General features: G+C 64.6%; 14 protein-coding genes. 5 read left to right on the top strand and 9 right to left on the bottom strand.

Going from position 1 to position 16,882, the window contains the following annotated elements:
• Positions 1–8: 8 nt before the first annotated feature.
• The gene (locus tag TQ38_RS10590) at positions 9–1,385 is read right to left on the bottom strand and encodes a deoxyribodipyrimidine photo-lyase (RefSeq protein WP_043972771.1); all 1,377 of its coding nucleotides are present in this window, start codon (positions 1,383–1,385) and stop codon (positions 9–11) included.
• A gap of 41 nt (positions 1,386–1,426) precedes the next feature.
• On the opposite strand from TQ38_RS10590, the gene TQ38_RS10595 reads away from it, so the two are divergent.
• The gene (locus TQ38_RS10595) at positions 1,427–2,170 is read left to right on the top strand and encodes a phosphatase PAP2 family protein (protein ID WP_043972770.1); all 744 of its coding nucleotides are present in this window, start codon (positions 1,427–1,429) and stop codon (positions 2,168–2,170) included.
• Here TQ38_RS10595 and TQ38_RS10600 read toward each other — a convergent pair.
• From TQ38_RS10600 to TQ38_RS10610, 3 genes are all read right to left on the bottom strand, one after another.
• Positions 2,130–3,107 (bottom strand): metal-dependent hydrolase, encoded by a 978-nt coding sequence (locus tag TQ38_RS10600; RefSeq protein ID WP_043972769.1) that lies wholly within the window; start codon positions 3,105–3,107, stop codon positions 2,130–2,132. The genes TQ38_RS10595 and TQ38_RS10600 overlap by 41 nt on opposite strands.
• 128 nt (positions 3,108–3,235) lie before the next feature.
• The gene (locus tag TQ38_RS10605; protein ID WP_043972768.1) at positions 3,236–4,279 is read right to left on the bottom strand and encodes a 2-oxoacid:ferredoxin oxidoreductase subunit beta; all 1,044 of its coding nucleotides are present in this window, start codon (positions 4,277–4,279) and stop codon (positions 3,236–3,238) included.
• 22 nt (positions 4,280–4,301) lie between these two features.
• Entirely contained in the window at positions 4,302–6,281 is a 1,980-nt protein-coding gene (locus tag TQ38_RS10610) for a 2-oxoacid:acceptor oxidoreductase subunit alpha (protein ID WP_043972767.1), read from the bottom strand.
• Positions 6,282–6,577: 296 nt separating this feature from the next.
• On the opposite strand from TQ38_RS10610, the gene TQ38_RS10615 reads away from it, so the two are divergent.
• Positions 6,578–7,060 (top strand): RNA pyrophosphohydrolase, encoded by a 483-nt coding sequence (locus TQ38_RS10615; protein WP_043972766.1) that lies wholly within the window; start codon positions 6,578–6,580, stop codon positions 7,058–7,060.
• A 144-nt stretch (positions 7,061–7,204) separates the two neighbouring features.
• Here TQ38_RS10615 and TQ38_RS10620 read toward each other — a convergent pair whose 3' ends face one another.
• The 4 genes from TQ38_RS10620 to TQ38_RS10635 form a co-directional block, all read right to left on the bottom strand.
• Positions 7,205–7,747, bottom strand: a complete 543-nt coding sequence (locus TQ38_RS10620) for a hypothetical protein (RefSeq protein ID WP_043972765.1) — start codon at positions 7,745–7,747, stop codon at positions 7,205–7,207.
• Positions 7,748–7,761: 14 nt separating this feature from the next.
• The gene (locus TQ38_RS10625; RefSeq protein ID WP_113941912.1) at positions 7,762–8,934 is read right to left on the bottom strand and encodes an RsmB/NOP family class I SAM-dependent RNA methyltransferase; all 1,173 of its coding nucleotides are present in this window, start codon (positions 8,932–8,934) and stop codon (positions 7,762–7,764) included.
• Positions 8,935–9,057: 123 nt separating this feature from the next.
• Entirely contained in the window at positions 9,058–10,518 is a 1,461-nt protein-coding gene (gene guaB / locus TQ38_RS10630; protein ID WP_043972762.1) for an IMP dehydrogenase, read from the bottom strand.
• Positions 10,519–10,593: 75 nt separating this feature from the next.
• Positions 10,594–12,144, bottom strand: coding sequence for a M28 family peptidase (locus tag TQ38_RS10635; RefSeq protein ID WP_082057578.1), 1,551 nt, complete (start codon positions 12,142–12,144; stop codon positions 10,594–10,596).
• Between the two features lie 220 nt (positions 12,145–12,364).
• Here TQ38_RS10635 and TQ38_RS10640 point away from each other — a divergent pair, with 220 nt between their 5' ends.
• The 3 genes from TQ38_RS10640 (at position 12,365) to TQ38_RS10650 (ending at position 14,879) form a co-directional block, all read left to right on the top strand.
• Entirely contained in the window at positions 12,365–13,231 is an 867-nt protein-coding gene (locus TQ38_RS10640) for a neutral zinc metallopeptidase (protein WP_043972758.1), read from the top strand.
• A gap of 101 nt (positions 13,232–13,332) precedes the next feature.
• Positions 13,333–13,974 (top strand): hypothetical protein, encoded by a 642-nt coding sequence (locus TQ38_RS10645; protein WP_043972756.1) that lies wholly within the window; start codon positions 13,333–13,335, stop codon positions 13,972–13,974.
• 128 nt (positions 13,975–14,102) lie between these two features.
• Positions 14,103–14,879, top strand: a complete 777-nt coding sequence (locus tag TQ38_RS10650) for a nuclear transport factor 2 family protein (RefSeq protein WP_043972754.1) — start codon at positions 14,103–14,105, stop codon at positions 14,877–14,879.
• 13 nt (positions 14,880–14,892) lie between these two features.
• Here the strand turns inward: TQ38_RS10650 and uvrC are convergent, their stop codons facing one another.
• Positions 14,893–16,854 carry an excinuclease ABC subunit UvrC gene (gene uvrC, locus TQ38_RS10655; RefSeq protein WP_043972753.1) on the bottom strand — a complete coding sequence of 654 codons (1,962 nt, stop codon included), beginning with the start codon at positions 16,852–16,854 and terminating at the stop codon, positions 14,893–14,895.
• Between the last annotated feature and the right edge of the window lie 28 nt (positions 16,855–16,882).

Consider the following 16,882-nt stretch of genomic DNA (forward strand, 5'->3'; position numbering starts at 1 on the left):
AAAGTTCGCTAATGCGCTTTCGCTTTCTGCCAGGCCGCGAGCGCGCGCTCCCTTGCTACCCGGTGGTCGACCAGCCGGTCGGGGTATGCCTTTGGCCGGGCAGCCGGCGAAGGATCGTGGATTTCTCCATCAGGCAAATCCCGCAGTTCGGGCACCCATTCACGAATATAGCCGGCAGCGTCAAACTTCTCGGACTGAGAGAGCGGCGCCATGATCCTGACGAACATGTTGGCATCGACGCCGGAGCCCGCAGTCCACTGCCAGTTCACCGAATTGGAGCCGTAGTCGGCATCGACGAGCGTGTCCCAGAACCACTGCTCGCCCTCACGCCAGTCGACCAGCATATGCTTCACCAGGAAACTCGCGGCGATCATGCGCACGCGGTTATGCATCCAGCCGGTGTGCCATAGCTGGCGCATCCCGGCATCGACGATAGGATAGCCGGTGCGGCCCTGCTGCCACGCGGCGATCTGCGCGTTCACGTCGCCGCCGCTGCGCCACGGAAAATCGTCAAACGGTTCCCGCGCCGGTTTGACGCCGTAGTCGGGATATTGAAGGATCACGTTCTGCGCATAATCGCGCCAACCCAGCTCCCCAAGGAAAGTACCTACCGAACCGCCTGCATCCGCCACCATATGCCATATCTGCGCCGGTGAAATCTCGCCGAAATGGAGGTGCGGCGAAAGCATCGAGGTGCCCTCCACGCCTGGAAGGTTGCGCTGCCCCTCGTAGGAAGAAGCTTCCTCAACGAAGGTTTGAAGCCGCTTTTTCGCGCCGGCCTCGCCGGGTTCCCACGTATCGCGCATGCCGCCTGCCCAGTCGGGCTTCGTGGGAAGCAGCGCCCAGTCCTTCAGGCTGTCCGACCGGGGCCATGAAGCCGGGGCTGCAATCACCTGGGGCCGGCGCTCCGGCTGCGGGGGCGGCAGGCGTTCGCGCAAGGTCCGCCAGAATGGAGTGTAGATCTTGTAGAGCCCGCCTGTGCCCGTGGTCACCGAGCCTGCCGGCGCAAGGTAGTTACCGTGGTGCAGACACAGCTGCGTATGCTTGGCCACGGCCTTTTCGGCATTGCGCCACCACGGTTCGTAGTGATGCAGAGCGTGGATTTCTTTGGCTCCGGTTTCCTCGGCCAACCGCGCCAGCACGCCCTCGCTCTTCCCCCGGCGCAGGATCAGCTTTGAGCCTTTCTCCCGAAGGGCTGCATCAAGGCTGGCCAGCGAGTGATGCAGCCACCAGCGCGAGGCGCCGCCCATAGCGCGGTGCCGCGGCGTTTCGTCGTCGAGGACGTAGACCGGAATCACGGGGCCTTTTCGAGCGGCCTCGGCGATGGCAGGCTGGTCGGACAAACGAAGGTCGCGCCGCAGCCAGACGATGACAGGGGAATTCATGGACACGCAACGCCTTTTCAACCAGCGCGTTCCCTAGACCAATGGTCGTAGCTTCCGAAACCCTCACGCTGCCGAAACGTGGCTATCGTATCGATCCACGCAAGGCGCTGGTCTGCGCGGCCTTGTGCTGGTTAGGCGCGGCCATTGCCGCATGGGCGGTGCAAACCGGAAATGTTCAGGCGCTCGACCGCACCGGATTGCTGTTCTGGCGCGATGATACGCTTCAACCGCGCGGGCCTGCTGGGCTGCTGGAAGCCGTTCGCGACATTACCGCGCTGGGCGGCGTCGTGCTGCGTAACCTCTTCGCGATCGCCGCCTTGGTAGCACTGCTGTTCCTGCGCTTGCGCCGCGAAGCCGCGCTGCTGGCGCTGACGGTCGTCGGCGGATGGCTGGTCAACAGCGCGGTAAAAGGGCTGGTCGGCAGGCCCCGGCCGCAGATCGTGCCGCACCTGATGGAAGCGGGCGGCAACAGTTTTCCCAGCGGACACAGTTTTAATGCCGCCGTCGTCTATATCGCCGTAGCCTTGGCGTTCGCGGCCCTTAGCAACCGCGCGTCAGTGCGAGCGACCGTGACAGCCGCTGCCATGACGATCAGCCTGATCATCGCCTGGAGCCGGGTCTGGCTGGGCGTCCATTGGCCAAGCGACGTGGTTGCCGGATGGCTGGGCGGTGCCGGCTGGGCGTTCCTGGCGAGCGCCCTGCTCTATCGGCCGGCAAAAGCCACGGTAGACGCCGCCGAGGACTTCAGCGAGCCGGACACCCCGGAGCAAACGTCGGCACCGTAGCGGAGACATTGAAGTTGCGGCTGAGCGCCGGGCCGGAATAACGCGCGTCCCCGAACGTCACCGTCGTCTGGCAGCCTTGCGGCGCGATGCGGGCCACCGGCATCTGCGACCAGGCGAGGAATTTCACGACTTCCGGGGTCGCCGTAGCAGCGCGGCGGACCACCGGGTCGGCCATGTTGTCCGCCACGGGCCGACCGGCTTCAACGAGAACAGTGAGCCGCTGCAAGGGATCGTAGCGACCCTGCGTAATTGCTCCCCGCTCCCGCCAGATCACATCGCGGCGCCAGAACAGCAGCGGTTCGGGCGAGGCGAATATGCGGTCGGGTTTTGCGTGAAGCTCGGAATTACCCGCTGCCTGCCACGCAAGCGCCGAGATACCGATGTTCGCCGCGATGAAGCCGCTCACGCCCGCCAGCGCAGCAACCGCAGGCTTTCCCGCTCTTCTGGCCCTGCGTTTCCATCGCCCGCGCGCCAGCCACAGGCCGGTGCCCAGCATCGCCAGCAGCCAGGGCGAGACGATGAACAGCCCATCGGTATGGAACCAGCGCCCGCTCGACGGCGACAGCAGCTGGATCGCGTAGACATTCTGCAGGTCGAGCAGCGGATGGGTCAGCGCTCCCAGATAGCAAAGCGCCAGCAGCCACCCGGCATTCATCGGCAAGCCGCTTTTAAACACCGCGCCCCGGCGAATCTGCCACCGGTCGAGCAGCAGCAACAGCCCTGCCAGTAATGGCGGCATCAGCAGCACCCCGCCGACAAGCCCGTGGGTGAAGCCCCGGTGCGTGGCGAGCGGCGTCCACGGCGCCCAGCCAAAGAACACATCGATGTCCGGCATGTTCGCGGCAAGTATGCAGGCGGCCAGTCCCTTGCGGGTACGGCGCTTCAGCCCCGTCTCGGCCAGAGCCCAGCCGACGAGGCTGTGGGTGAGATTATCCATGATCTACCGCGAGTTGCATCGTCCAGCACTATCGACCGCACAATGCGACATGGCAACCCACGGCACCCTGGCTATGCTCAAGGTTGCTTTCTACGCTCGCAATGATGGGGCCGAGAGCGCGGCGGCCGTCAATCCATCAAACCGTGCGCGTCGCCCGGCTCCGGCACCGTCCACGTTTGGCCTTTGGACAGCAGTTTGCCGAGGTCCGCCGTCTTGCCCGCAATCAGACTGGCGCGTTCGGCGATCACGGCGCTCTCGAACGTCGGCGCGGGATCGTCGTAGATCACCCCCAGCGCCATCGGGAATGCGCCGAAGGGCATCTCCACCAGCATATGCGCCAGTCCCCGGTTACGCGGGTTGTGAACGGCCACGCCAGCCGCCTGCCAGTCCCCGTCTACCACATCGACGACTTTCAGCGAAAGCGTCTCAAGGTCGAGTGACAGGCCTTTGGTTTCCTTGGCGAAAAGCAGAGGCTCTCCGTCCTTGCACATGATCTGGTTATCGGCCGCGACCGCCTTGGCCGTGAAGTCGTCGAAGCGATCCTTGTTGTAGACGATGCAGTTCTGGAAAATCTCGATGAAGGCCGCCCCCTTGTGGCGGTATGCGGCGATGAGCACTTCGGGAAGATCCTTCGATACGTCGTACCCGCGCGCCACGAACCGCGCGCCCGCGCCCAAGGCAAAGGCGCAAGGCAGCGCCGGACGGTCAACCGATCCGATCGGCGATGTCGGCGAAGGCGTGCCCACCCGGCTTGTCGGCGAATACTGCCCTTTGGTCAGGCCGTAGATCTCGTTGTTGAATAGCATGATCTGGCAGTCGAGATTACGACGCAGGATGTGCATCGTATGGTTGCCGCCGATCGACATGCCGTCGCCGTCCCCTGTCACCAGCCATACGTCGAGGTCCGGGTTGGCCAGCTTGATCCCTGTCGCAAAGGCCGGTGCGCGGCCATGAATGGTGTGGAAACCGTAGCTCTCGATGTAATAGGGAAACCGGCTGGAGCAGCCGATACCCGATACGAACACAGTATTCTTCGGGTCCGCGCCGACCATCGGCAATGTACGCTGCACCGCCTTCAGGATTGCATAGTCGCCGCAGCCGGGGCACCAGCGTACTTCCTGGTCGGTTTCCCAGTCCTTGAGGGTGGTCTGGATCGGGGTCATGTCGTTCATGATGTTTTTTCCGTCCTCTCGCTCAGGGCTGGTCGATTTCGGGGGCTGGAAGCTGGGTCTCGTTGACTGCCACTTCGCCGCCCTCGTTGCCCGGTATGCCGTCGAAGAAGGTGGCGATGGCCGCCTCGATTTCGGCGATGGCAAAGGGCTGGCCGCTGGTCTTGGCCAACGGCACCGCGTCGATCAGGAACTGGTCGCGCAGCACCGTCTTGAACTGGCCGGTGTTCATCTCGGGCACCAGCACCTGCCCAAAGCCGCCGAGCAATTCGCGCAGGTTCGCGGGCAATGGCCAGACATGCCGGACGTGGACATGGCTCACGTCGAACCCTTTACGGCGCGCGCGGCGCACGGCCTGGTGGATAGGCCCGAAGGTCGAACCCCAGCCTACCACCGCCAGCTTGCCACGAGCCTCCCCCAGCGCCACCTCCTGCGGCGGAACATCATGAGCGATCCCGTCGATCCTGGCCTTGCGCGCGTCTGTCTGTGCCTGGTGGACGTCGGGGGCGTAATCGATGTTGCCCGTGTCGATGGCCTTCTCGATCCCGCCGATGCGGTGCATGAGGCCCGGCGTGCCCGCCTTGATCCACGGCCGCACCCCGCGCGCGTCGCGCCTGAAAGGCAGCACCTTGCCGCCGGGATTGTTGTTCTCTTCCAGGAAAGCCACGGGAAACGGTGTGAACGAGGCCGGGTCGGGCACTTTCCAGGGTTCGGAGGCATTGCCGATGTAGCCGTCCGTCAGCAGTATCACCGGGGTCATGTATGCGACCGCGATCCGGCAGGCCTCGACCGCGCATTCGAAAGCGTCGGCGGGAGAGCGCGCGGCGATGACCGGCAGCGGCGCATCGCCATTACGCCCATATACCGCCTGATAGAGGTCCGACTGCTCGGTCTTGGTCGGAAGGCCGGTCGAGGGTCCTCCCCGCTGCGAATTGACGATGATAAGCGGCAGTTCGGTCATGATCGCCAGCCCCATCGCCTCGCCCTTGAGGGCGATGCCGGGACCGGACGAGGACGTGACGCCCAGTTGCCCGGCATAGGACGCCCCGATCGCCGCGCAGATCGCGGCAATCTCGTCCTCCGCCTGGAAAGTGGTGACACCGAATTCCTTCATCTTCACAAGATGATGAAGGATCGCCGAAGCAGGAGTGATCGGATAGCCGCCGAAGAACATCGGCAGCCCTGCCAGCTGCGCGCCCGCGACAAGGCCAAGGCTGACCGCTTCGGCCCCGGTGATCGTGCGGTAGAGGCCCGGTTCGCTCGCAACCGGATCGACGTGCAGCTTCCTGAGCGGTCCGGCCAGTTCGGCCGTCTCGCCGTAAGCATGGCCCGCATTGAGTGCGGCGATGTTGGCTTGCGCCAGGACCGGGCTTTTGGCGAACTTGGCGTTCAGCCAGTCGACCAGCGGTCGGCGGTCGCGGTCGAACATCCATAGCGCCAAACCCAGCGTCCACATGTTCTTGCAGCGCAGCGCCTCCTTGTTGCCGAGGCCGAAGGGCTTCACCGCCTCCAGCGTCAGCGCGGAGATATCGAAAGCCAGAACATCCCATCTGGCAAGGCTGCCATCATCCAGCGGGCTGGCCTCGTACCGAGCCTTTTCGAGGTTGCGCTTGGTAAACTCCCCGGTGTCGGCGATCACGAGGCCACCGGGTTTCAGCGCCTGCACATTGGTCTTGAGCGCGGCCGGGTTCATCGCCACCAGCACGTCGGGCGCATCGCCGGCCGTGGTGATCTCGCTCGACCCGAAATTGATCTGGAAGGCGGAAACACCGAAAAGCGTGCCCTGGGGCGCGCGGATCTCGGCAGGAAAATCAGGGAAGGTGGCAAGGTCGTTGCCGGCGAGCGCGGTGGACAGGGTGAACTGCCCTCCGGTCAATTGCATCCCGTCCCCGGAGTCGCCCGCGAAACGGACGACGACCGCTTCGGGAGAGGCTTCGTGCACGGATGCCTGCGTATCTTGGCCAGCCCCGTCTGCGGAACCGTGCTGGGCAGATCGTGTCGCCATTTTCTGATCCTCTCCGGCAGTTTTCTGCCTGAAATTCCTCTCTCCCGAGGCTGGTCGCTCCCGCCATGGCTGACAATCCAGAAAACTCTCGCGCGGACAAACCTGTCATTTGTCAGTCGGCACCAGCGGTCCTTTAGTGATGTGGACCACAATACCTGCTAGTCAAGGGGACTGGCGTAGGCCATCCTGTCCTGCGATGGTCCATGCCCAAGTGAAGAGCCTGTGAAATCCCTCTCAAGCACCTTCCCGTAAGCCCGTCCTGACCTGTCCCTTCAATTTCGGAAATACGCATCTCGATGAATGACTTTTCGTCCCTGCCCTATCGCCCCTGCGTGGGTGTCATGCTCGTCAATGCCGACGGCAAGGTTTTCGTCGGCAAGCGAATCGACACGCGCGAAGGTGACTGGTGGCAGATGCCCCAAGGCGGCGTAGACGATGGCGAAGACCTCAAGGCTGCGGCGTTCCGCGAACTGTGGGAAGAAACCGGCGTCACCCAGGAACACGTCAAGCTGCTCTCCCAGACCAGGGAAGAACTGCTCTACGACCTGCCTGAGGAACTGCTCGGCAAGCTGTGGAAGGGCAAATATCGCGGCCAGCGCCAGCACTGGTTCCTCGCCCGCTTCGACGGCAGCGATGATGGCATCGACCTTGAAGCACACAAGCCGGCCGAGTTCTGCGACTGGAAATGGGTGGACGCCGAACTGCTGCCCGACCTCATCGTACCGTTCAAGAAGCGGGTCTACCGCGCTGTTCTGGAAGAATTTCGCGCACTGATCTGAGCGCCGTGCCTACGCCCTTCGACAACCTCAGGGTGAGCGCAGGTCGGTTTGAATTCAAATCGGGAGGGGTCAGTCCGAACTGCGCTCATCCCGCTAAGCCAGAGCCTGTCCAAGCCCGCTCACGCAGGCACAGCCCCGCCGAAATCAGTTCTCCGAAACCACCTGCTTTGTCGTCACCGCATCGGCGCTGACCATGCGGGGCGACGGGCCCTTGGCGATAGCGGCCGCCAGGTTCTGCGCTTCAGAGCAGGACTTGCCGCAAAGCGTCTGCAGACGGGCAAGGTTGCGGTTGGCCTTCTCGGTCGCGCCCTTTTCAGCCAGCGCCATGCCCTCACCCGCAATGGCGACGAGGTTGCGAGGATCGTTGTTCAGCGCAACGCGGTAATAGTGCAGCGCCTTGCCCTGCATGCCCTGGCGGCGCGTGGCTTCGGCAAGGCCAAGAAGGACCGTGACACTGCCCGGTTCCACCGTAAGCGCCGATTCATAAGCATCCACAGCACCATCCACCTGCCCTGACGCCAGCGCGCTGCGCCCCTCGGCAATCAGCGCTACAGCGCGCGGATCCAGCGCCTGAGGCGATTGGGAATGCGAGACGCTGGATGAAATGACGGCAAGAAGGGAAAGAGCAACAGCAACGGGCGTATAGCGCATCAGCAGGTCCTTGGCCGAGGTCTTCGTCCTCATCATAGCGGCCGACGCTATCACAGGCGAACGAAGCGTGCGACGAAAAAGCCGTCGGTTCCGTCATGATACGGAGACAATCTGAGCCCCGCTCCGCGCACGGTGCCAGCAGGCAATACCGGGATCTCGGCGCGGAAGCCGGTATTGCGGGCAAGGAACCCCGCCGCCTGCCCCGCGCCTTCCGCATCGAGCAGCGAGCAGGTGACAAACACCAGACGCCCGCCCGGCCGGACCAGCCGCGCCGCGATATCCAGCAGGCGCGACTGGATCGCGGCGTAGCGCTCCAGTTGCTTGTCGGTCAGCCGCCAGCGCGCCTCGGGGTTGCGCCGCCAAGTGCCGGTGCCCGAACAGGGCGCGTCGACCAGAACTGCATCAGCCTTGTCCACGAAAGGGGCCAGCGCTTCCATTTCGCGATTGGCGTCGAGCAGCAGTGTCTCGATCCCCGTCGCCCCGGCACGCTGCGCGCGGGGCGCAAGACGCGAAAGTCGCATACGGTCGGCGTCGGCGGCGATCAGCCTGCCGGTATTCTCCATCGCGGCGGCAAGGGCGAGGGTCTTGCCCCCTGCCCCTGCGCACAGGTCGATCACCGTCTCTCCGGGCCGCGCCGCAACAACTTCGCAGGTGAGCTGCGAACCGGCGTCCTGCACCTCGACCATGCCTTCGAGATAAGCGCTGGTCTGTTCGATCCGGGTATCGGGTAGATAGCGCCACCCGTTGCCCGAAGCGGTGCGCTGGCCGCCTTCCGGCAGTTGCAGGGTGCCCGCCCGCAGCGTGTTGACGCGAATGTCGAGCGGTGCGCGGTCCAGAAGCGATTCTGCCTGCGCCGCGTCGATACCGCTTTCGGCAAGGCGCTGCATCAGCCAGGCCGGGGCGACACCGCCCGCAGCCGCCTGCTCCCCCGCCCCAATCGCAGCGGGAGCATGGCGAGAACCGTCGAACAGCGCGGCAACCTGCGGGTCTTCGCCGGCAACGCGCAGCATTGCCGCACGGCCGGTTTCGGGCACTTCACCGCAAAGGCGAATCGCGCGGTAGGCCAGCTCGCGCACGGCGCGGCGGTCACCGCTGCCGGCGAAGCGGCGGGTGCGGAACCAGTCGCCGATCAGGCGATCAGCCGGCGCTCCGTTCGAACGGGCCGCCTCGATCACGAGGTCCAGCACTTCGATCGCAGCCTGGACGCGGGCGGCGGGGGTCATGAAATTCTTCCCCGGTACGGAAAAGCTGCTCGCAAGACGGCAAGGGAGCCCGCGGTTTCGCGTGTGCCCCTCCACCATCGCTGCGCGATGGTTCTCTTCCCCCGTTCGGGGAACAGCACCGGTTTATCCGCGCGTGGGATAGTTCGGCGCTTCGCGGGTGATCGTCACGTCGTGGACGTGGCTTTCGCGAAGGCCCGCACCGGTGATGCGGATGAACTTCGAGTTACGGCGCATGTCGTCGATCGTCGGCGAGCCGGTGTAGCCCATTGCCGCCTTGATGCCGCCGACCAACTGGTGGATCACATCGCGCGCCGGGCCCTTGTAGGCCACCTGGCCTTCGATGCCCTCGGGAACCAGCTTCATCTGGTCCTTGATGTCGCCTTGGAAGTAGCGGTCGGCGGAACCCCGGCCCATCGCGCCGACCGAACCCATGCCGCGGTACGACTTGTAGGCGCGGCCCTGGTACAGGAACGTCTCGCCCGGCGCTTCCTCGGTTCCGGCCAGCATCGAACCCACCATGATCGTCGAGGCACCGGCGGCAAGCGCCTTGGCCGCATCGCCCGAAGTGCGCAGACCGCCATCGGCGATCACCGGAACGCCGGACTTGTCGGCTTCCTCGGCGGCTTCCATGACGGCGGTGAGCTGCGGCACGCCGACGCCCGCGACGATGCGCGTGGTGCAGATCGAGCCCGGGCCGATGCCCACCTTGATGCAGTCCGCACCGGCATCGATCAGCGCGCGCGCTGCTTCTGCGGTGGCGACGTTGCCGGCGATGACCTGCGCCGAGTTCGACAGCCGCTTGACCCGCTCGACAGCCAGCGCCACGTCCTTGTTGTGGCCGTGCGCGGTGTCGATGACGACCACGTCGCACTCGGCGGCGAGCAGCGCCTCGGTGCGCTCGAAGCCCTTGTCGCCCACGGTGGTGGCGGCGGCAACGCGCAGGCGGCCGGCGCCGTCCTTCGTTGCGTCCGGATACGTCACGGCCTTCTCGATGTCCTTGACGGTGATGAGACCCACGCAGTGAAAGCTGTCATCGACGACCAGCAGCTTTTCGATGCGGCGGTGGTGCAGGAGGCGGCGCGCCTCTTCCTTGCCGACGCCGATCCCCACCGTGGCGAGGTTTTCATGCGTCATCAGTTCGCGCACCGGCTGCATCGGGTTGTCGGCAAAGCGCACGTCGCGGTTGGTGAGGATGCCCACCAGACGGCCCGAAGCCTCGACCACCGGGATGCCGCTGATCTTGTTGGCGAGCATCAGCGCCTGCGCCTGGCCCAGCGTGGCGTTGGGATCGATGGTGATGGGATTGACCACCATGCCGCTCTCATAGCGCTTTACCTGGCGGACGGCGGCGCACTGTTCCTCGATGGTGAGATTGCGGTGAAGCACCCCGATGCCGCCCATCTGCGCCATGGCGATAGCCATGTCCGCCTCGGTCACGGTGTCCATCGCAGAGGAGATAACCGGGATGTTGAGCCCGATGGTGCGGGTCAGCATGGTGCGGGTATCGGCCTGGGTGGGCACGATGTCGGACTTTGCTGGACGCAGCAACACGTCGTCGAAAGTAAGTCCGAGCTGGATATCCATGTGCGCCACCAATGCCTTTGCGGGGGAGAATCGTGGCGGCCCATGTAATCAAAGGCACCCCCCGGCGCTAGAGGCTCATTTCACCGGCTGGGATGACTTTACCGCGGTTTTCGCAGAAGGCCCTGCAATCGGCACCCTGCGGGTATCGCCGAACCAGCGGCCCAGCGCAGTCAGCATCTTCACATCGTCGACCGCGCCTTCAAGCTGGAGCGGGTGCGAAAGGTCGTCGCTGGGGCGGTGATAGTCGCTATCGAAAAAGGCGCGCATCCGGTCGATATCACCATAAGCCGTGGTGACCATTACCGCCGGAATATCATGCTGAAGCAAGGCCCAGCCGTCCTGCCGCTTGACGAATTCGTTGGCGTCGTCGTTCTCGCGCAGCTTGAAGCCTTCGGCCTTGGCAACGCGGGCGATGTCCCTGTCCAGCCCGGTCATGCCGCGCCCGACAATGGCGAAAGGCGTCTTGCGCGGGGCGATCGCGATCGAATCGATGTTGAAGGCGGCAACGATCTTTTCTAGCGGAAGCGGCGGCTCCTCGGCAAAGGCATGGGCGCCCAGCAGGCCCAGTTCCTCACCCGTAGTTGCAAGGAAATAGACGTCGCGGTCCATCTGCGGGGTCCGGGCAAGGCGGCGAGCGATCTCGGTCAGCGCGGCGACACCGCTGGCGTTGTCTATCGCGCCATTGCAGACCACATCCTCTGCCGGAGCCTCGCCGCATTCGCCGAAATGATCCCAGTGAGCCACGAACATCACGGCCCCGGCCTGCCTGTTGCGGCCCGGCAGCTTGCCGATGAGGTTGTGAGTGCGGATCGTCGTCTCGTTAGTGCTGGCTTCCAGCGAAGCGGTGACGTCCAGCATGATCGGCACGAAATCGGGGGCCGCCGCCGCCGCTTCCAGCGAGGCCAGGCTATGCGCCGTGCCCTTGAGCAGGGTTTCCATCGTCGCGCGGCCGACGAAGGCTTCGAGATCGCCGCCCAGCGAATCCTCGGACAGGGCATAGCCGGTGCGCTGCCGCCGCGATGCTACTTCTTCAAGGCTGCGCTCTCCGTCGAGCACCGTCAGCACAGCCGATGCGCCCTGGGTCAGCAGGTCGTTCTGCCGGGCGCTGTCGGGCGTATCTCCATCGAGCACAACAGCGATACGGCCCGCCAGTTCGGTGCGGGAGAAATCCTGGCTGCGCGCCTTGCCCACGAACAGCAGCGGTGCGTTGCGCACCAGACTGCGCTTGCCCGAGGTCAGGACCAGCACGTCCCTGGGCGCTATCGTGGTGCGATAACCGCGGCGCAGGAACTGCGCGGTGCCCTTCTCAGGCTCCCGCGCGACAAGGGTGACGGGCGCGAACCACTCGTTACCCGGATCGTTGGTACCTGAAACCAGGCCGATGTCGAACCATTGCCGAGCAAGATAGCGCAGCGTCTTCGCCTCGCCCTCGGTGCCGGGTTCACGGCCGTCAAAATCGTCGCTGGCGAGAATCTCGATATGTGCGCGCAGCCGGCCTTCGATCTCGCGGTCGGCGCGGCTGACGCTGGCGGCGATCATGGACACAGGTATCAGCGCAGCTGCAAGCGCCAAGCCCGCAGCCGTTCTCCAAACCCATGCCCCTGCTGTAAAAGCACCCGCCTTCATCGTCCTGCACCTATACGACACAAAATCGGCAGCGGTTGAGAAATCTCCGCCGCATTGGGCACTTCGCATCATTTTTAACCGCGCCATCCGCACATGACGCGATGGGGCAACACTGAGCCTGCTGCGCACATCTGGCGGAACAGTGGCGGCGATTGCGAATTGATCAGCCCGCTGCAAGAAGGTTTAGTACGGCACGAACAGAGGGAAGGACTATTCACCGATGAGGCTTACCAGGTTCGATCCCAGCAACATCCGCGTCTCCGGTGGGGGCGGCGGCGGTTTTCCGGGCGGCGGCGGCGGCAAGATGGGCTGCGGAACCATCGTGATCGTGCTGATCGGTGCGCTGGTTTTCGGGGTCGATCCCGGTCAGATGCTTGGCTCGCTACAGGGTGTGCAGCAACAGACGTCCGTGCCCGCACCGGATTCCCCACCCAAGACGGTGGAGGAATATTGCACGGAGAATGCTTATGCGACCGAATCCTGCAATGCGCTCGATTCGCTCAACCGCACCTGGCAGCCGTTGTTCCAGAAGGCGAATATCGCTTTTGAACAGCCGACCCTGAACTTCTACAAGGGCGGCACGCGCAGCGGCTGCGGCGCAGCGCAGAGCGCGATGGGCCCGTTCTACTGCCCGGCAGACCAAGGCATCTACATCGACACCAGTTTCTACGACCAGCTCGACAAGGAACTCGGCGCCAAGGGCGACTTCGCACGGTACTATGTAATGGCACATGAATACGGCCACCACCTGCAGCAATTGCAGGGCATCAACGCCCAGGTCCGGCAGGCGCAGCAGCGCAGTCCCTCGCAGTCCAACGCGCTTCAGGTGAAGATGGAACTTCAGGCAGATTGTTATGCCGGTGTATGGGCGGGCAAGAACCGCGAACTGATCGAGCCGGGCGACATGGAGGAAGGTCTCACCGCCGCCAGCGCCATCGGCGACGATACCCTGATGAAGAACGCCGGCCAAGCCGTCAGCCCGGAGAGCTTCACCCACGGTTCCAGCGCCGAACGCATGAGCTGGCTGAAGCGCGGCCTCGACACCGGGAACGAGGACGCCTGTGACACGTTCACGTCGGTGAGATGAAATAGCGCAGGTTCGATCGACCTGCTGACACGACGGCGCGGTTCGATCGGGCGGCTCTACTTCAGAGGTCGCCGCGCCGGAACGGAAAAAAGGATACAGGGATGCGCAAATACTGGCTCAACGCGGTCATCGTCACCGGAATTCTCGCGACGCCCGCAATCGCCCGGCAGGACGACAAGGCGATCACCAATCGCGATCCCGATGCCGTCGATGTCGCCAAGACCCCGATGAACGATCTCAACGTAGGGCGCGACGGCGAGATTCCGGCCTTGCTGGTGAAGGCTACCGCGCAGCCCTATGCCATGGCGGGACTGGGCAAGTGCCGCCAGATCGCCGGTGCCATCCAGGAACTCGACGAAGTGCTCGGCCCTGACATCGACCTGCCGCAGGCCGAGCGTGACCGCATCAGCGCCGGCCGGGTGGGCAAGTGGGTGGTTGCCTCGTTCATCCCGTTTCGCGGGCTGATCCGCGAAGTCTCGGGCGCCAATGCGCAGGACCGCAAGGTCAACGCGGCGATTCAGGCGGGGCTTACCCGGCGCGGATATCTCAAGGGTCTGGGCCAGGCGAAGGGGTGCCGTTATCCGGCATCGCCCGCCCCCGCCAGCGTGGTTCAGGCGCGTCTCGACGAGATAAAGAGCATGGCCAAGAAGGACGCCAAGGGCGGCAAGAAAAAAGGCAAGGACGACGGCGAATTGGCATTCAAGTCCGAGCCTGACGTCAGGCAGCCCGTGCCCAAGAACTGAGCCGTCATCAGACGCCCGCCCGCCGCCGTTACCCGGCCGCTTGGCTCGGCCGCAGGAACACGGCCCCGGTTTTCCCGTTGTCATGACAGGCCGAGCACTCCGCCCGGGATGACGATGAGGATTGCCGGATGAGATTTTCCAACCATCTGACCCTGCCGCTGCTGGGCGTGTTTGCGCTTATCGCCTCCGGTTGCGGCGATAGCGGCGAGCAGCCCGCACCGGCGCAGTCCAGCCAATCCGCCGTACAAAGCGCTGATACCGCGGCCAGCGAGCCGGCGCCGCTCTCATCCTCGTCGGCCCTTACGGCGGACGAGGAGACGGCAACCGCCATCCCGGCACCTTCGTCCTCCGCCCCCATTTCCTGCGCCGCAGACATCGGCGAGAGCGCCGCGCGCAAGCTGGTCGCGCAGTGCCGGGCAGTTTCTCCTGCCACGCGCCCGCCGTGCAATGCCGAAAACTCCTGCGCGATGATCCGCAACGAGGTCGCACGCGGCTGTGCCATCCTTGGCGAGGATTTCGTAAAGACACCTGCTTGCGCCGTAGATCCCATCGGCAGCGAGGCCGCTGCCGACCTTGTCCGGCGCTTTTACGATGCCGTCAACGCGCGTGACTATGCCGCAGCATGGTCGCTGTGGGGGCCCAACGGCAATCCCGCGCAGACGCTTGAGCAGTTCGCCAACGGCTATGCCGATACCCGCCGCACCCATGTGGAGATCGGCAAGGTCTCCAGCATCGAAGGCGGCGCCGGTTCGATCTATGTGACAGTGCCGGTGACCATCGACGCCGAATTGAACGACGGCCGACACCAGCGTTTCACCGGAAAGTACGACCTGCGCCAGATCAATCGCAGCATGGGCATCTCGCAAGGCTGGCACATCACGACCGCCAAACTGCGCCCCGCCTGACCGGCAGGCTCTTTCACCCGCGCGGGTGGTAGAAATCGTAGATCGTCTGGGCGACCGCCGCGCTTACTCCCGGCGCTCTCTGGAGGTCTTCCAGACTGGCCGCGCGCACTTTGCCTGCCGTGCCGAAGTGCAGAAGTAGCGCGCGTTTGCGTGCCGGGCCGATGCCTGGGATTTCGTCCAGCGGACTGGCTGTGATGGCGCGGCTGCGCTTGGCGCGGTGGGCCCCGATGACGAAGCGGTGGACCTCGTCACGCAGTCGCTGGAGATAGAACAGCACCGGGGAATTGACCGGCAACATCTTTTCGCGGCCATCGGGGAAGTGGAACACCTCGCGCCCTTCCCGTCCGTGATGCGGGCCCTTGGCGATGGCGATCAGCGCCACGTCCTCGATGCCCAGCTCCTCCAGCGCATCCTTCACCGCGTTCATCTGGCCTTTGCCGCCATCGATCAGAACGAGATCGGGCCAGGTTCCGCCCTGACGCTCAGGATCTTCCTCCTGCACCCGGCCGAAGCGGCGGGTCATGACCTCGCGCATCATCGCGAAATCATCGTCGCTTTGCGCGGTCTTGATGTTGAACTTGCGGTACTGGTTGGTGAGGTAGCCTTCCGGTCCGGCAACGATCATCGCGCCGACGGCCTTGGTGCCCTGGATGTGGCTGTTATCGTAGACCTCGATCCGCTGCGGGACATCCGACAATTCAAGGAACTCTGCCATTTCGCGGTGGGTTTTCGCCTGCGTTCCCCGCTCGGCAAGGCGGCGTTCGAGGGCCTCCACCGCGTTGCGCGTTGCCTGCGCCACCAGTTGGCGGCGGCTGCCGCGCTGGGGGACCGAGATTTCCACCTTGCCGCCCGCGCCTTCGCGCAGAGCTTCGGCCAGAAGATCGGCCTCGGGCAATTCGCGGTCGATCAGGATACAGCGTGCCGGGGGCACTTCCTCATAGAACTGGGCAAGGAAGCTCTGCATCACTTCTTCCTCGCTCAATCCCTCGGTGTGGGACGGGAAAAAGGCGCGGTGTCCCCAGTTCTGGCCGCCGCGGATGAAGAACGCCTGCACGCCCACCTGCCCGCCATGCGTTGCCATCGCAAAGATATCCGCATTGTCGACACCTTCGGCGTTGATCGCCTGACTGCCCTGGATGAACGTTGCCGCGCGCAGACGGTCGCGCAGCATTGCCGCGCGTTCGAAATCGAGATCCTGCGCAGCCTGCGCCATCTGCACCTCGATCTTGCGCTGCACCGCATTGGATTTGCCGCCGAGGAAGTCCTTAGCCTCGCGCACGAGTTCGTCGTAGCCCGCCTCGTCGATGCGGGCTACGCACGGGGCAGAGCAGCGCTTGATCTGGTAAAGCAGGCAGGGCCGGTCGCGCCGGGCGAAGAAGCTGTCGGTGCAGCTGCGCAGCAGGAACAGCTTCTGCAGGGCGTTGATGGTGGTGTTCACCGAACCGGCACTGGCGAAGGGGCCGTAGTAATTGCCCTTCAGCCGCCGCGCGCCGCGATGCTTCATGATGCGCGGAAATTCGTGGTCGGTGCGCAGCAGGATGAAGGGGAACGATTTGTCGTCGCGCAGCAGGACGTTGTAGGCTGGCCGGAAGCGCTTGATGAGCTGCGCTTCGAGCAGCAGCGCCTCGGCCTCGGAATTGGTGGTGACGATGGTCATCGACCGCGTCTGGCTGACCATGCGCTGGAGGCGGCCGGGCAGGCGTTCCCACTGGGTATAGTTGGCCACGCGGTTCTTCAGCGCCCGCGCCTTGCCGACATAGAGCACATCGCCCCGCGCGTCCTGCATGCGGTAGACACCGGGCTTGACCGGCAGGGTGCGCACGGTGTCACGGATCACCTCGACCCCCGCCTGGAGATCGGGCTGTTCAGAGCCGCGTATGCTCGAAACCGCGCGCTCCTCGTTGAAGCGTTCGGTGCCATTGGGGGTGTCGGGAGTGCCGGCAGGTGTTCGCGCCATGCCCGTCAGATAGGGCATGGCGCGATGGATCGGTAGACCCGCCGGT

This window comes from Novosphingobium sp. P6W (genome assembly GCF_000876675.2).
Lineage (GTDB): Bacteria > Pseudomonadota > Alphaproteobacteria > Sphingomonadales > Sphingomonadaceae > Novosphingobium.

What these genes read in the sequence shown, in the direction of transcription:
- TQ38_RS10650 (WP_043972754.1), top strand. Translation starts at nt 14,103, where the DNA reads ATGAGATTTTCCAACCATCTGACCCTGCCGCTGCTGGGCGTGTTTGCG.
- TQ38_RS10635 (WP_082057578.1), bottom strand. Translation starts at nt 12,144, where the DNA reads ATGAAGGCGGGTGCTTTTACAGCAGGGGCATGGGTTTGGAGAACGGCT.
- guaB (WP_043972762.1), bottom strand. Translation starts at nt 10,518, where the DNA reads ATGGATATCCAGCTCGGACTTACTTTCGACGACGTGTTGCTGCGTCCA.
- TQ38_RS10640 (WP_043972758.1), top strand. Translation starts at nt 12,365, where the DNA reads ATGAGGCTTACCAGGTTCGATCCCAGCAACATCCGCGTCTCCGGTGGG.
- TQ38_RS10590 (WP_043972771.1), bottom strand. Translation starts at nt 1,385, where the DNA reads ATGAATTCCCCTGTCATCGTCTGGCTGCGGCGCGACCTTCGTTTGTCC.
- uvrC (WP_043972753.1), bottom strand. Translation starts at nt 16,854, where the DNA reads ATGCCCTATCTGACGGGCATGGCGCGAACACCTGCCGGCACTCCCGAC.
- TQ38_RS10600 (WP_043972769.1), bottom strand. Translation starts at nt 3,107, where the DNA reads ATGGATAATCTCACCCACAGCCTCGTCGGCTGGGCTCTGGCCGAGACG.
- TQ38_RS10595 (WP_043972770.1), top strand. Translation starts at nt 1,427, where the DNA reads ATGGTCGTAGCTTCCGAAACCCTCACGCTGCCGAAACGTGGCTATCGT.
- TQ38_RS10645 (WP_043972756.1), top strand. Translation starts at nt 13,333, where the DNA reads ATGCGCAAATACTGGCTCAACGCGGTCATCGTCACCGGAATTCTCGCG.
- TQ38_RS10620 (WP_043972765.1), bottom strand. Translation starts at nt 7,747, where the DNA reads ATGATGAGGACGAAGACCTCGGCCAAGGACCTGCTGATGCGCTATACG.
- TQ38_RS10610 (WP_043972767.1), bottom strand. Translation starts at nt 6,281, where the DNA reads ATGGCGACACGATCTGCCCAGCACGGTTCCGCAGACGGGGCTGGCCAA.
- TQ38_RS10605 (WP_043972768.1), bottom strand. Translation starts at nt 4,279, where the DNA reads ATGAACGACATGACCCCGATCCAGACCACCCTCAAGGACTGGGAAACC.
- TQ38_RS10615 (WP_043972766.1), top strand. Translation starts at nt 6,578, where the DNA reads ATGAATGACTTTTCGTCCCTGCCCTATCGCCCCTGCGTGGGTGTCATG.
- TQ38_RS10625 (WP_113941912.1), bottom strand. Translation starts at nt 8,934, where the DNA reads ATGACCCCCGCCGCCCGCGTCCAGGCTGCGATCGAAGTGCTGGACCTC.